The sequence below is a fragment of the Pseudomonas sp. ML96 genome (assembly GCF_000761545.1).
GTDB lineage: Bacteria > Pseudomonadota > Gammaproteobacteria > Pseudomonadales > Pseudomonadaceae > Aquipseudomonas.
In genome coordinates, this window is sequence record NZ_JPMY01000046.1 from 229,256 (window position 1) to 244,361 (window position 15,106).

At 66.1% G+C, this 15,106-nt stretch carries 11 protein-coding genes; 6 read left to right on the top strand and 5 right to left on the bottom strand.

Annotated features, from left to right (window positions below; all coding sequences use genetic code 11):
- The first annotated feature begins 45 nt into the window (after positions 1 to 45).
- From IP89_RS22510 to IP89_RS22525, 4 genes are all read left to right on the top strand, one after another.
- Positions 46 to 2,466, top strand: a complete 2,421-nt coding sequence (locus IP89_RS22510; RefSeq protein WP_043312184.1) for a TonB-dependent siderophore receptor — start codon at positions 46 to 48, stop codon at positions 2,464 to 2,466.
- Positions 2,467 to 2,684: 218 nt separating this feature from the next.
- Positions 2,685 to 3,182 carry a sigma-70 family RNA polymerase sigma factor gene (locus IP89_RS22515; RefSeq protein ID WP_043312186.1) on the top strand — a complete coding sequence of 166 codons (498 nt, stop codon included), beginning with the start codon at positions 2,685 to 2,687 and terminating at the stop codon, positions 3,180 to 3,182.
- A complete protein-coding gene (locus IP89_RS22520; protein WP_043312187.1) occupies positions 3,179 to 4,141 on the top strand; it encodes a FecR domain-containing protein in 963 nt (320 codons plus the stop codon). The genes IP89_RS22515 and IP89_RS22520 overlap by 4 nt, the downstream gene beginning before the upstream one ends.
- A gap of 129 nt (positions 4,142 to 4,270) precedes the next feature.
- A complete protein-coding gene (locus IP89_RS22525) occupies positions 4,271 to 6,751 on the top strand; it encodes a TonB-dependent receptor (protein ID WP_081963350.1) in 2,481 nt (826 codons plus the stop codon).
- A gap of 83 nt (positions 6,752 to 6,834) precedes the next feature.
- Here the strand turns inward: IP89_RS22525 and IP89_RS22530 are convergent, their stop codons facing one another.
- A complete protein-coding gene (locus IP89_RS22530; RefSeq protein ID WP_043312188.1) occupies positions 6,835 to 7,731 on the bottom strand; it encodes a LysR family transcriptional regulator in 897 nt (298 codons plus the stop codon).
- A 137-nt stretch (positions 7,732 to 7,868) separates the two neighbouring features.
- Between IP89_RS22530 and trpB the strand changes: the two genes are divergently transcribed.
- Positions 7,869 to 9,083, top strand: coding sequence for a tryptophan synthase subunit beta (gene trpB, locus IP89_RS22535; RefSeq protein WP_043312190.1), 1,215 nt, complete (start codon positions 7,869 to 7,871; stop codon positions 9,081 to 9,083).
- Complete coding sequence (trpA, locus tag IP89_RS22540; protein ID WP_043312191.1) at positions 9,083 to 9,892, top strand: tryptophan synthase subunit alpha; 810 nt, start codon at positions 9,083 to 9,085, stop codon at positions 9,890 to 9,892. Before trpB ends, trpA begins: the two co-directional genes overlap by 1 nt.
- Positions 9,893 to 9,938: 46 nt before the next feature.
- On the opposite strand, the gene IP89_RS22545 is transcribed toward trpA, so the two are convergent.
- The 4 genes from IP89_RS22545 to desA all read right to left on the bottom strand — a co-directional run bounded on the left by IP89_RS22545 (position 9,939) and on the right by desA (position 15,055).
- Positions 9,939 to 10,919, bottom strand: coding sequence for a fatty acid desaturase (locus tag IP89_RS22545; protein WP_043312193.1), 981 nt, complete (start codon positions 10,917 to 10,919; stop codon positions 9,939 to 9,941).
- Positions 10,920 to 11,020: 101 nt separating this feature from the next.
- The gene (locus IP89_RS22550) at positions 11,021 to 12,145 is read right to left on the bottom strand and encodes a M14-type cytosolic carboxypeptidase (RefSeq protein ID WP_043312194.1); all 1,125 of its coding nucleotides are present in this window, start codon (positions 12,143 to 12,145) and stop codon (positions 11,021 to 11,023) included.
- 52 nt (positions 12,146 to 12,197) lie between these two features.
- On the bottom strand, positions 12,198 to 13,670 hold the full coding sequence (locus IP89_RS22555) for a PAS domain-containing methyl-accepting chemotaxis protein (RefSeq protein WP_081963351.1): 1,473 nt from the start codon (positions 13,668 to 13,670) through the stop codon (positions 12,198 to 12,200).
- 200 nt (positions 13,671 to 13,870) lie between these two features.
- Positions 13,871 to 15,055, bottom strand: a complete 1,185-nt coding sequence (gene desA / locus IP89_RS22560) for a delta-9 fatty acid desaturase DesA (protein WP_043312195.1) — start codon at positions 15,053 to 15,055, stop codon at positions 13,871 to 13,873.
- Positions 15,056 to 15,106: the final 51 nt, after the last annotated feature.

Below are 15,106 nucleotides of genomic sequence, written 5' to 3' on the forward strand. Positions count from 1 at the left end.
CCTCTTGAACTCAATCTAGAAGCATTCTCAAGAGGATCGATCAGAATGCCGTATCTGCCCGCTTCCACCCGTTCCCGGCTGAGCCTTGCGGTTCGCCACGCCCTGTTCACCGGCCTGCTGGTCGCCACCCCCGCGCTGCTGACCGCGCCACTGGCCCAGGCCGCCAGCACCAGCGAACAAAGCCGCAGCTATGCCATTCCCGCCGGCCCACTGGACCAGGCGCTGAATCGCTTCGCCAGCGAGTCCGGCATCCTGCTCTCGGTGGATGCCCAGCTCACTGCGGGCAAAAACAGCTCAGGACTCAACGGCAGCTACTCAGTGGACGAGGGCCTCGCCCAGTTGCTCGCCGGCACCGGCCTGCAGGCCGTCAATGCCGGCGGTAACTACCTGCTGCAGGCGATGGCCAGCGACGACACCCTGGCGCTCGACCCCGCCAGCATCCAGGGCCAGGCCTACAGCTCGGCCAGCGCGGACGACGGCTATGTGGCCCGGCGCGCCAGCGTCGGCTCGAAGACCGACGCGCCGCTGCTCGAGACGCCGACCTCCGTTTCCGTGGTGACTCGCGAGCAGATCGAGGCTCAGCAGCCGAAGACCGTCGCCCAGGCGCTGCGTTACACCCCCGGGGTCAACGCTGAGCTGGCTGGTCCGCAATTCGTCACCGACCAGATGATGATCCGCGGCTTCCAGATGGGTACCGGGCGCATGCTGCGCGACGGCACCCGCACCTTCCTGCCCGACTTCCTCGGCTGGGACGCCCCCGAGCCCTATGGCCTGGAGCGCATCGAAGTGCTGCGCGGCGCCAGCTCGGTGCTCTACGGCGTCTCCGATCCGGGCGGCCAGGTCAACCTGGTGAGCAAGCGCCCCACCACCGAGCCGCTGCGCCACGTGCAGCTGCAGGCCGGCAACCTCGACTATCGACAGGGCGCCTTCGATGTCAGCGACGCGCTGGATGAAGAGGGCATCTGGAGCTACCGGCTGACCGGCCTGCTGCGCGAGGCCGACTCGCAGGTCGACCACATCAGCAACCGCCGCCAGTACGTCGCCCCGGCGATCAGCTTCCGCCCCAGCAGCGATACCGAATTTACCGTGCTCGCCGAATACCAGAAGCAGACCGGCAACTTCGCCAACCCGCTGCCGGCCGCCGGTACCGTGTTCGGCACGGCTCAGGGGCGGTTGGATCGCGACACCTACGTCGGCAACACCAACTACGACCACATGACCAACGAGAAAACCTCGCTGGGCTACGTGTTCGAGCACCATCTCGACGACGTTTGGACCCTGCGCCAGAACCTGCGCTACAGCTACTACCGCCAGGACAGTTCGGAGCTGGCCATCTACGGTCCGATCGCTCCGCCGCTGTATTCGCGCTACCTGCAGGAGCGCGAGGGCGATGGCCGGCTGTTCACCGTCGACACCCAGGCCCAGGCCGACTTCGCCACCGGCGACGTTCAGCACACTCTGCTCGGCGGCTTCGACTACAACAACGGCAAGTTCGACCAGACCCAGGACCTGAGCTTCGTCGGCGAAGTCTTCGACGTGTTCAATCCAGTCCATGACGAGCCACTGACCTTCATTCCGCAACCCGCCTTCGGCTCCGACTATCAGCAGAAGCTCAGCCAGACCGGCGTTTATCTGCAGGATCAGCTCCAGCTCGACAGCTGGGTGTTCGTGCTCGGCGGACGCTACGACTGGACGAGCGACCAGCGCGACGACCGCGTGCCGCAGACGCAGAAGGACGAGCGCTTCACTGCCCGCGCCGGCGTGGTCTACCTGTTCGACAATGGCCTGGCGCCCTACGCCAGCTACAGCGAGTCGTTCCTGCCGACCATTGGCCGCGCCGCAGACGGCTCGCAGCTGGAGCCGACCATCGGCAAGCAGTACGAGATCGGCCTGAAGTACGAGCCGGTCGGCTACAACGCGCTCTACACCATCGCCGCCTTCGACCTGACCCGGGAAAACCTCACCGAATATCTGCCTTTCGGCGTCGTGCGTCAGGACGCCGAAGTACGCTCCAAAGGCATCGAGCTGGAAGCCAAGGCAGAGATCACCCAGGGCCTCAACCTGATCGGCAGCTACACCTGGAACGACGTCGAGGTCACCGAATCGAACACCGGCACCGAGGGCACCACGCCGTTCCGCGTGCCGGAGCACATGGCCTCGCTGTGGGCCGACTACCGTGTGCAGGGCGGCGCACTCAGCGGCCTGCGCTTCGGCGCCGGCGCGCGCTACGTCGGCAGCACCTACGGCGACTCGGCGAACAGCTTCAAGGTCGACAGCTACAGCGTGGTCGACGCGCTGGTCAGCTACCCGCTCGGCCAGCTCGCCGCCAACCTTGAGGGCGTCGAGCTCTCACTGAACGCGGTCAACCTGTTCGACGAGGACTACGTGGCCGGCTGCTTCAATGACGTTGGCTGCCAGTACGGCCAGCAACGCACGGTCTACGCCACCCTCGACTACAACTGGTGACCTAAGCCACAGGGCCCTCGGCTCTCCGATCGTTCCCATGCTCGGCATGGGAACGCCTCTCGGAGCTCTCCGCGCCCATACGCAGGGCCTCATAGTCGGCGTACCCACGCAGAGCGTGGGTAGCATCAGCTCCACCTTGCCCATTCCCAACCGACCACACTCCCCCGTAGAATTGCGATAAATTCTTATTCGCACTCGATTCAGGGGTAGAAGCGGGCATGTCCACCGAGGCTCTCGATGCGCTGTACCGCGCGCACCACGGCTGGTTGCGCGGCTGGTTGCGCCAGCGCCTGAACAATTCCGCCGATGCCGCCGACCTGGCCCAGGACACCTTCGTCCGCGTGCTGCTGGCGCGCACTGCCGGCACCCTGAAAGAGCCGCGCCACTACCTGGCAACCGTGGCCCGTGGCCTGGTCATCGACCTCTATCGCCGCCGCTCGCTGGAACAGGCCTACCTGGACGTACTGGCCAGCCTGCCCGAGGCGGTGCATCCCTCCCTGGAAGAACAGGCGCTGGTTCTCGAAGCGCTGCTGCAGATCGAACGCATGCTCGACGGTCTCGGCGCCAAGGTGAAGCAGACCTTCATCCTGTCCCAGCTGGAAGGCCTGAGCTACGCACAGATCGCCGAACGCCAGGGCATCGCCCTGCGCACGGTGAACAACCACATGGCCAAGGCGATGGAGCACTGCTGCCTGATGCTGGCGGAGCTGACATGAGCCAGGCACAGCAGATTGGCAGCACCGAGCGCGAGGCGATTCGCAGCGCCGCGCAGTGGTATGCGCGGCTGACGGCGGAAACCGCTGGCGAAGGCGAACAACTCGCCTGGCAGCGCTGGCTGGAGTCTGATCCTGCCCATTACGCGGCCTGGCAACGCATCGAGTCAGTACGCCAGCAGATGGGCCAGGTACCGGGACAGCTGGCCGCCAGCACCCTGGCCGCCGCCGGCCAGTCGCGGCGCCGCGTGCTGCTGGGCATGGCACTGCTGGTCTCCGCCAGCGGTGTCGCCGGCCTGGGCTGGCGCAGCGATGCAGGCCGGCGCCTGGCGGCCGACTTCCGCACCACGGTCGGTGAGCGGCGCAGCTTCACCCTGGCGGACGGCAGCCAGCTGTTGCTCAACACCGACAGCGCGGTCGACGCCCTCTTCGATGAACAGCAACGGCTGCTGGTCCTGCGCGGCGGCGAGGTGCTGATCGAGACCGCGCCCGATCCACTCGGCCGGCCCTTCAGCGTCGCCACCGCGCACGGCAGCGTGCGCGCCCTCGGCACACGCTTCACCGTGCGCCTCGACGACAACGGCAGCAGCGTGGCGGTATTGGCCAAGGCCGTCGAGGTCAGCACCCCCGGCATGCCCACCCCCGTGCGCCTGGAAGCTGGCCAGCAGACCCGCTTCACCCGCGCCGGCGTGCAGCCGCCACAGGCCAGCCATGCAGACGTGGCCGCCTGGCAGCAGGGCAGCCTGATCGCCATCGACCGCCCACTGGGCGAGCTCATCGACGAACTGGCGCGCTACCGCAGCGGCTGGCTGCGCTGCGACCCCGCCATCGCCAGCGTGAAGGTCTCCGGCGCCTTCCCGCTGGACGATACGGATCGCGCGCTGGACGCCCTGGAGAAGGGCTTCCCCATCCGCGTCGTACGCCGCACGCGCTACTGGGTGAGCCTGCTGCCGCGCACCTGACGGGCTCGCCCTGCAGTACGCACAACGCTCCACGCAGAAAATTTTCCGATGCCTTGCACTTTTGCCACCCCTGGTTCGGCTCTCGCTGCATCAGTGGCCCGCTTGGCCACCCAAACTGGGGGAGTCACCATGTCGTATCCATTCATCCGCCACCGCCTGGCGCGCCATCTACAGGCCGCGCTGCTCGGCGTGGGCGCCATCGGTGCGCCGCTGCTGCAGGCCGCCGAACCCACCTCGACCAGCGCTGCGGTCGAACAGGTCCGCCAATACGCCATCGCCCCGGGCCCGCTCAGCGAAGTGCTCGGGCGCTTCGCCGCCGCCTCCGGCATCGCCCTGTCGTTCGACGCGGCGCAACTCGGCAACCGCCAGTCTGAAGGCCTGAGCGGCAGCTACTCGGTCGATGCCGGCTTCGCCAGGCTGCTACAAGGCAGCGGCCTGCGCGCGGTCAATGACGGCGGCAGCTATGTCCTGGAACAGCAGACCGATGACTCGATGGCGCTCGGCACCACGGAGATCAACGCCAGCGAGCTGGGCAGCACCACCGAAGGCACCGGCTCCTACACCACCGGCGCGGTGACCATCGGCAAGGGTACTCACACGCTCAAGGAAATCCCCCAGTCGGTCAGCGTGATCACCCGCCAGCAGCTGGATGATCAGGATCTGGTCGACCTCAAGGACGCGGTCAATCACACCACCGGCATCGTCGGTCTGCAGGGGGTCGGCAAGGGCATGATCCTGTCCTCGCGCGGCTTCCAGATCGATGACTGGCAGTACGACGGCGTTCCGATCCCCCGCAACATGTATGCGCTGGGCAACTGGGCGACCCAGGACCTGATCTTCTTTGATCGCCTGGAAGTGCTGCGCGGCGCGTCCGGCCTGTTGCAGGGCACCGGCAGCCCGGGCGGCGCCGTCAACATGGTGCGCAAACGCGGCCAAGATGCGCCCAAGGTAACCGTGACTGGCAAGGCCGGCTCGTGGGATCACTACGGCCTGCAAGTGGACGCGGGTGGCCCGCTCAACGAGGCCGGCACGATCCGTGGACGGGTCGTTGCCGATGAAGACCAGAGCAAGTCCTTCATCGACTACGAATGGAGCAAGACCCACTCGCTGTACGGTGCACTGGACATCGACCTACGCGAGGACACCACCCTGGGCCTGGCCATCAGCCGCTCGGACGGCGAATCGCGCCCAAGCATCCGCGGCCTGCCACGCTACGCCGACGGCTCGATGCCGGATATCTCGCGCTCGACCTATGGCGGCGCACGCTGGAACCACTCGGACATCGATGTCACCACCGTCTACGCCGACCTCGAACACCGCTTCAATGATGACTGGGCGTTCAAGGTCGGTGCCCTACGCATGACCGAGGAAAACACCTCGAAACAGCAACGGCTGTCGACGGTCGGCGCCGGGCTCGCGGCAGATGGTAGCGGTGCCGAGTACGACGATTTCGTGACCGACTTCGATTCGACCAAGCTCGGCCTCGACATGAACCTCACCGGCAAATTCGAAGCCTTGTCGATGCAGCAGGAAGTCACCCTGGGCGGCAATTACTCCAAGATGACCACCGATGATCGCTACGCGCGCACCTTCAACGCCACCAGCGACACCATCTTCGACATCGACCACAACCGCCCGGAAATCAGCTACGAAGGCCTGCTCAACACCGCCGGCGGGCGGGGCTACATGAGTGAGTACGATGTCCGGCAGAAAGGCCTGTACGGCAGCTGGCGGATCAAGCCGGTAGACGACCTGACCCTGGTGCTGGGCTCGCGTGTCAGCTGGTATGACTACAGCTACGAATCGAGAAACCAGTTCGCCTTCAGCAACGTCGTCAACGTCAGTGAGCCAAGCACCTCGAACGAAACCGGGGAGTTCACACCCTATGCCGGTATCGTCTACGACCTGAGCCGCGAGTGGGCGGTGTACGCCAGCTACACCGACGTGTTCGAACCGCAGACGGTGCGCGATGCCGGCGGTTCGATGCTCAAGCCGGTGATTGGTAGCAACTACGAGATCGGCCTCAAGGGTGAGCTGCTCGACGGGCGGGTCAACACCTCCCTGGCGGTCTTCCGCTACGACCAGGAAAACCGCTCGGTAAACGACCTGGCCGCCGGCTTCGCCTGTGACGGCTGGTACTGCTCGAAGGCAGCGGGTGAAGTACGTAGCCAGGGTATCGAAGCAGAAATCAGCGGCGAGGTCGTCGACAACCTGCAGCTGTTTGCCGGCTACACCTACAACACCACCAAGTACCTGGAAGACCCGACCAACGAAGGCAGCGTGTTCAGCACCTGGACGCCAAAACACATGCTGCGCGTGTGGGGCAACTACCAGTTCAGCGGCGACCTGAACCGTCTCAGCACAGGCCTCGGCTTCACCACCCAGAGCCACACACTGGGTTACGAGCGGACCTATGAGGTTGCGGGTTACACCGTGTGGAGTGCCCGGGTCGGCTACCAGCTGACACCGGAAATCGGCCTGGCGCTGAATGCCAACAACCTGTTCGACAAGAAGTACATTGCCGCCGGTTACAACCAGCTCGATGGCAACAACAACTTCGGCGAGCCGCGCAACCTGATGTTCAGCGTCAAGTACACGCCAGAGTTCTGAACGGCATCAGCCGCCCAGCCATGGAAGGCTTACACAGGTAAAGACGGACGAACGCGGCGAAAACCGCAGCATCTTTACGATCTTTACCCGTGCTCACCCTGCAGCTCGCGGCGCAGCCAGTCGGCCAGGCGCTCGGCGCGGCGTTCGCCACGTCGGCTCGGCACCCACAGGGCCAGGCGGGCGTCGGTTTCGACAAAGCCCCAGGGCGCGACCAGGCGGCCAGCGGCGAGGTCGTCCGCCACCAGCGGTTGCGGCGCGATGGCCACGCCGAGGCCGCTGGCGGCGGCTTCCAGCAGGTAGTAGAGGTGCTCGAAGCCCTGGCCACGCTGCAACCGCTGCGCCTCCAGGCCCTGGGCCTCGGCCCATTGTGGCCAGGCCTGCGGGCGCGAGGCAGTGTGCAGCAGCGGCTCGCCGAGTAGCGCGGCGGGCGGTTGGCCGGCCAGCTCGGCACTGCGCGCATAACGCGGGCTGAGCACAGGGCCGATGCGCTCCACGCCCAGCTCGTACACCAACATGTCCGCCGGCCACGGCGGTTCGGCGAACAGCAGGGTGGCGTCGACCTGCGGGCTGCGCGGGTCCAGCTCGCCCTGGCTGGTCGACAGCTGCAGGCGCAGCTCCGGCAAATCCTTCTGCAAACGGTCCAGACGCGGGATGAACCAGCGCGCCAGCAAGCTGCCAGGGCAACCGAGGACGAAGGGGCGCTCGCTGTCCTGCTGGCGCAACTCGCTGCACACCTCGCGCAGGCGCTCGAAGGCTTCGCTGCTGACCTCGCGCAGGCGGCGGCCGGCATCGGTGAGTTTCACGCCGCGGCCGTCCTTGTCGAACAACACCACGCCGAGCTGTTCCTCCAGCACCCGGATCTGCCGGCTCACCGCACCGTGGGTCACATGTAATTCGGCAGCCGCCTGGCTGACGCTCTGCAGGCGGGCAGCGGCCTCGAAGGCGCGCAGGGCATTCAGCGGGGGCAGTTCGCGGCTCATATATTCGTGAGTTTTTCTGACGTGTTACAGCAATCTAATCGCTTTTTCACGAGCCGGCCAGGGGTAGAATGGCGCCATCGCTCACGCTCCCTCGATCCGTCTTTCGCGAATCAGGGCAGCAAGAACAGGAGAACACCATGACTTCCTTGCGCACCGGCCCTGACGCCACCGGCCTGTTCGGCTCCTTCGGCGGGCAGTACGTCGCCGAGACCCTGATGCCGCTGATCCACGACCTCGCCGCGGAATACCAGAAGGCCAAGGCCGACCCGGAATTCGCCAAGGAACTGGCCTACTTCCAGCGCGACTATGTCGGCCGCCCGAGCCCGCTGTACTTCGCCGAGCGCCTGACCGAGCACTGCGGCGGCGCCAAGATTTATCTGAAGCGCGAAGAGCTCAATCACACCGGCGCGCACAAGATCAACAACTGCATCGGCCAGATCCTGCTGGCCAAGCGCATGGGCAAGAAACGCATCATCGCCGAGACCGGCGCCGGCATGCACGGCGTGGCCACCGCCACCGTGGCCGCGCGCTTCGGCATGGAATGCGTGATCTTCATGGGCACCACCGACATCGATCGCCAGCAGGCCAACGTGTTCCGCATGAAGCTGCTGGGCGCCACCGTGATCCCGGTCACCGCCGGCACCGGCACCCTGAAAGATGCGATGAACGAAGCGCTGCGCGACTGGGTGACCAACGTGCACAACACCTTCTACCTGATCGGCACCGTGGCCGGCCCGCACCCGTACCCGGAGCTGGTACGCGACTTCCAGGCCGTGATCGGCAAGGAAACCCGCGAGCAGATGCAGGAACACGAAGGTCGCCTGCCGGACTCGCTGATCGCCTGCATCGGCGGCGGCTCCAATGCCATGGGCCTGTTCCATCCGTTCCTCGATGACGCCAGCGTCAAAATCATCGGCGTCGAAGCGGCCGGCCACGGCATCGAGACCGGCAAGCACGCGGCCAGCCTGAACGGCGGCGTACCGGGCGTGCTGCACGGCAACCGCACCTTCCTGCTGCAGGACGACGACGGCCAGATCATCGACGCCCACTCGATTTCCGCCGGCCTCGACTACCCCGGCATCGGCCCCGAGCACGCCTGGCTGCACGACATCGGCCGCGTCGAGTACACCTCGATCACCGATGACGAAGCCCTAGCCGCCTTCCACCAGTGCTGCCGCCTGGAGGGCATCATCCCGGCCCTGGAGAGCTCGCACGCCCTGGCCGAAGTATTCAAGCGCGCGCCGAACCTGCCCAAGGATCACCTGATGGTGGTCAACCTGTCCGGCCGCGGCGACAAGGACATGCAGACCGTCATGCACCACCTCGACCTGTCCAAATCGGAGAACAACTGATGAGCCGTCTGCAGAGCCGATTTGCCGAGCTTAAAGAGCAGAACCGCGCCGCCCTGGTCACCTTCGTCACCGGCGGCGACCCGGACTACGACACCTCGCTGGCCATCCTCAAGGGCCTGCCGGCCGCCGGCGCCGATGTGATCGAGCTGGGCATGCCCTTCACCGATCCGATGGCCGACGGCCCGTCGATCCAGCTGGCCAACATCCGCGCCCTGGGTGCCAAGCAGACCCTGGCCAAGACCCTGCAGATGGTTCGCGAATTCCGCGCAGGCGAGCAGAACACCCCGCTGGTGCTGATGGGCTACTTCAACCCCATTCACTACTACGGCGTGGACAAGTTCATCGCCGATGCCAAGGAAGCCGGCGTCGATGGCCTGATCGTGGTCGACCTGCCGCCGGAACATAACGCCGACCTGTGCTTCCCGGCCCAGGCCGCGGGCATCGACTTCATTCGCCTGACCACCCCGACCACCGACGACAAGCGCCTGCCGACCGTACTCAACGGCAGCTCCGGCTTCGTCTACTACGTCTCCGTGGCCGGCGTCACCGGCGCCGGTTCGGCGTCCATGGACCAGGTGGAAGAGGCGCACGCGCGCCTGCGTCGCCACACCGACCTGCCGGTATGCATCGGCTTCGGTATCCGCACCCCAGAGCACGCCGCCGACGTGGCGCGCCGCGCCGAGGGCGTGGTGGTGGGTTCGGCGCTGGTCGATCAGATCGCCAAGGCCGCCAGCCCGCAACAGGCCATCGACGGCGTACTAAGCCTGTGCGCCCAGCTGGCCGAGGGTGTACGCGGCGCTCGGCGCTGAGTTCGTCCCGCCATGAAAAAAGCCGCCTTCGGGCGGCTTTTTCGTTTCAGCGGCTGCTGACGATGCGCAGCACCTGCCAGTAACCCGGCGGCTCAGGCGTCAGCCCGCGCTCGCGCAACAGGGCATGCAGCTGCGGCAGGCGGAAGTAGGGCACCGAGGCCATCAGGTGGTGCTCGATGTGGTAGTTGACCCGGATCGGCGCGACGAAGGCACGGGCCAGCCAGCCAGCGCGCGTGGTGCGGGTGTTGCGCAGGGTGTCGCGGGAAGGCTCCAGGCAGGCATGTTCGGCCATCGAACGGATGCGGATGAACAGCGGGAAGGGCGTGACGTAGGCCAGCGCCCAGACGCCATACAACCAGGCCTCGCCGCAGGCCCACAGCACAGCCAGCAGCAGGCCGTTGGTGATCAGCATGCCGGCGGCGTTACCGAGGAAGGTCAGCGGATAGTCCCACCAGCGCCGGCCGTCCTGCGACAGCACCTGCACATCGTTGGCCACCGTCCACTTGAGCACGCCGGCGTCCATCAGCACCCGGCCGAGCATGAACTTCAGCCCGGTGACGCCAAACAGGTCGCGGGCCAGCTTGCGCAGCAGCGAGGTGCGCGAGGTAGGGAAGCCGGCCACCAGCGACAGGTCCGGGTCCTGCTCGCTGGAAGTCTTGGCGTGGTGCACCAGATGGTAGGGGCGGTACTTGTGCAGCTCGTTCCACACCGGCCGCGCGCACAGCCAGTCGGCCAGCACGTCGTTGCCCCACTTGCTCTTGAACAGGGTGCCGTGGGCCGCATCGTGCTGCAGGATAGCCAGGCACAGCTGGCGCCCGCCGATGATCGCCAGGCCAGCGAGCAGGGCGAGCGCGAAGCCCCACAGCGGCAGATTTTCCTGGGCCCAGGCCAGGCCGGCGAAGGTCAGCGCCAGCACGCCCCAGGTGGAAAACACGGCCCAGGCGCCGCGCCAGTCGGAGCGCTGGGTCAGGGCCTTGATCTCCTCGCGGCTGAGGATATCGGCGATACGGGTGCGGGTCTCGGACATGGCGCGACGCTCATCATTGAAGTCGCCCCGATTGCAGCATCAGCCGCGGCGCATTGCAGGCGTCGGAGGTGACTGAATGCAATGCGTTTCTGCCAAACGCCTCAGCGCAGCTTGTGCGCCATCGCCGCCAGTACGCTCAACACTGCGCCTGCCAGGCGCTTGGAGCGCGCGCCGTTCCAGCCGGTGCGCGGCTGCGGGCTGTCGTCGTGGTCCTTGAACGGCATCTCCAGGGTGAAGGACAGGCAGTCGTAGGTCTGTCCGACCCAGTTGCAGGCCAGCGCCAGGTTGGCCTGGCCCGGCTGGTCGCGGGGGTAGCCGTGGGCCACCTGGAATTCGCCGGCGGCCATCAGGCGCTGGCGGAATTCCTGCTCCAGCTCGTCCAACCGCGGAGTGAAACCGGGGTTGCCCTCGCAGCCGGCGGTGAACACGTGGGGAATCTCCTCGTCACCGTGGATATCGAGGAAGCCATCCACCCCCTGGCCGGCCATCTGCTGCTGGACGAATAGCACCTCGGGGCTGCGCTCGGCCGAGGGCGCCAGCCAGGCGCGGTTGAGGTCCTGGCCGGCAGCGTTAGTGCGCAGGTTGCCGAGGAAGGAGCCGTCTGGGTTCATGTGCGGCACCAGGTACAGATCGGCCTGGCTGAGCAGTTGCTGCAGCTCGGCATCGGGCTGCGCCAGGCGCTCGATCAGGCCCTCCATGAACCACTCAGCCATGTGCTCGCCGGGGTGCTGCTGGGCGATCAGCCACAGCTTGCGCGGCGCGCTGGCGGCGCCGCGCACATGCAACAGCGGCAGTTCGCGGCCCTGCAGGCTGCTGCCGCAGGCCAGCAGCTCGACATTCGGTAGCGCCAGCGCCTGCACCAGCAACTGGGCGTGTCGCGCGCGCGGGTAGGGCTCGAAGTAGGCGAAGCGGGCGGACGCCTGCTCGGCCAGCAGCTCGAAGTGCAGGCCGTGCTCGTCATAGGTCGTGGGCACGCGGAACCAGTCCACGCCGTCGTAGCTGGCCACCGTCTGGTAGCCGGGCCAAGCGCTCTTGTAGCTCGACTGGCCGGCGTTCTCCAGGGTGAAGCCGTGGCGCTCGCCGACACTCAGGCCTTCGGCGAGGAAGTGGAACCACTGCAAGTGATCGCTGGCGAAGTCCTTGCGGATCGCCAGGCGCACCCAGGTCGGGTCGCCGGCGTTGAGAACCTCGATATTGCCGCTGTCGAAATCGCTGCGAATCTGCATGGGACGCTCCTGCCAACCGAAGCCGGCAGGATACTCCCCAGACCGCCCGGCGTCAGATGCGGAAGCGGCTGACCAGCTGCTGCAGCTCACCGCCGAGACGCGCCAGCTCAACGCTGGAGGCGGCGGTCTCGTCGCTGGCCGCGGCGCTCTGCTCGGAGACGTCACGCACGTTGATCACGCTGCGGCTGATCTCCTCGGCCACCGCGCTCTGCTCCTCGGCAGCGGCGGCGATCTGCAGGTTCATCGACTGGATGCTGGAGACGCGGCTGGTGATGCCCGCCAGCGCTTCACCGGCCTGGCGGGTCAGGACCACGCTGTTGTCGGTGATGGCGCGGCTGTTGTTCATCACCTCGGCCACCTGCTGGGTGCGGCTCTGCAGGCCGGCGACCAGTTCGGCGATCTCCTCGGTGGACTTCTGCGTGCGCTGGGCCAGGCCGCGCACCTCGTCGGCGACCACGGCGAAGCCACGACCAGCCTCACCGGCACGCGCCGCCTCGATGGCCGCGTTGAGCGCCAGCAGGTTGGTCTGCTCGGCGATCCCGCGGATCACCTGAACGATGCTGCTGATACGTTCGGACTGATTGCTCAGCGCGCCAATCTGCTGCGCCACCTGGCTCAGCTCGGCGGCGATGCCGCGCACCACCTGTACCGTGTTATCCACCGTGGCGGCACCCTTGACCGCACTCTCGTCGGTCTCGCGGGCGATGTCGAAGGCCAGCTGCGCCGCCGCCGACTCGGCCTCGCGGTGCTCGACCTGGTTGGTGATATCACTGGCGAACTTGACCACCCCACTGAGCCGGCCGTTGGCGTCGTATAGCGGGTTATAGGTGGCGCGCAGCCACACCGCCCGTCCGTCCTTGGCGATGCGCTTGAAGCGCCCGGAGACGAACTCGCCCTGGTTCAGGCGCTGCCAGAAGCGCCGATAGTCTTCGCTGGCGACCTCATGGGCCTCGCAGAACAGGCGGTGATGCTGGCCGCGGATCTCGTCCAGGCGATAGCCCATGGTGTGCAGGAAGTTGTCATTGGCCTCACGCACGGTGCCGTCCGGGTTGAACTCGATGACCGCCATGGAGCGGCTGATCGCATTGAGCAGGCTGCTGTGCTGATGCTCGGCCTCGACCTGCGCGGTGATGTCGGTAGCCACCTTGATCACCCGTCCGACATTGCCCTGGGGGTCGCGCACCGGCAGGTAGCTGGCCTCCAGCCAGATCTCCCGGCCACCCTTGGCCACGCGCATGAAGCGGTCGCTGAAGCTCTCGCCCTGGGCCAGGCGCTGCCAGAAGCGCGCGTACTCCGGGCTGCTCAGCAGCTGCGGCGAGCAGAACATGCGGTGGTGCTGACCGCGCACCTCCTCCAGCCGATAGCCCACGGTGTCGAGAAAGGCGGCATTGGCATCGAGTATCTCGCCCTGCGGGCTGAACTCGATCAGCGCCATGCCCTTGCGGATCGCGGCGAGCATCTGCTCGGAGGCGAACAACTGCGACTGACACAGCGACAACTCGTTACGCACTGAAGAACCGAACATGTTCGACCTCGTCATCCATTTGAGAGAGTGCGGCGGGTGATCAGCCAAGCAACGCCGTTCCTTGGCCATCGGTAGTCAATGCAACATCTTGATACATTCAACAGCGTAGACCGGCTGTGCCGAGCGCATAGCCCGCGCCAATAAATATTCCGACCACAAAAAAGCCCGCCAGTGGCGGGCTTTTTCCAAGCAGGCTCGACTCAGGCGGCGGTCGGGCGTAGCGAGTAGGTCTTCAGCTGCTCGGCAAAGTCACGCAGCGACTGGATGCCACTGGCCTCGGCCTCGTGCACCCACTGCTTGATCGCTTCGAGCATGTCGTGACCGTTGCTGCTGGTCTTGACCCAGATCTGCTGCAGGGCGATGCGCTTCTCGTAGATCACCTTGAGCGCCTGGCTCTGCGCCAGCAGCTCGCTGATGCGCGCATGATGCTGCTCGTCGAGCAGGCTGGTCTCGCGCGACAGCAGGCGCTTGGCGCGGCGGAACAGGTGGCGTACCGACTCGTCGGCCTTGGCCAGTTCCTGCTGCACCAGCGGTTTGATCACCAGCTTGCGGTACTGGGCCATGATCTGGAAACGGTTGTTGAGGATGGCCATGGCGGTGTCCATGTCCAGGCTGTGCTTGCCCTCAACGCGGTGGGCGATCGGCGCCACGCGCTGCACCTTGGCCATGCCCAACCAGCTGAACAGCTTGATCCAGGCCCAGCCCATGTCGAATTCCCACTTCTTCACCGACAGCTTGGCGCTGTTCGGGTAGGTGTGGTGGTTGTTGTGCAGCTCCTCGCCGCCGATCAGGATGCCCCAGGGCACCAGATTGGTGGCGGCGTCGCGGCACTCGAAGTTGCGGTAGCCGACAGCATGGCCGAGACCGTTGATCACGCCTGCAGCCCACACCGGAATCCACATCATCTGCACCGCCCACACGGTCATGCCAAGCACGCCGAACAGGGCCAGGTCGATGATCGCCATGAGGATGATGCCGCCCATGGGGAAGCGGCTGTAGACGTTGCGCTCGACCCAGTCTTCCGGACAGTTCTTGCCGTAGATGCGCAGGGTCTCTTCGTTCTTCGCCTCTTCCTGGTACAGCTCGGCGCCCTTGCGCAGCACGGTGCCCAGGCCCTTGATCACCGGGCTGTGCGGATCATCGGCGGTCTCGCACTTGGCGTGGTGCTTGCGGTGGATCGCGGTCCATTCCCGGGTGTTCTGGCCGGTGGTCATCCACAGCCAGAAACGGAAGAAATGCTTGAGCGCCGGGTGCAGTTCCAGCGAGCGGTGCGCGGAATAGCGGTGCAGATAGACGGTGACGCTGACGATGGTGATATGGGTCAGCACCAGGGTGACTGCCACCAGCTGCCACGGCGACAGATCGAGAAAACCGTTGTACCACATGAAGGGTGTAGCCTCGCGGGGAGAGAACGACTGTAAACCCAGTCTCCCCGG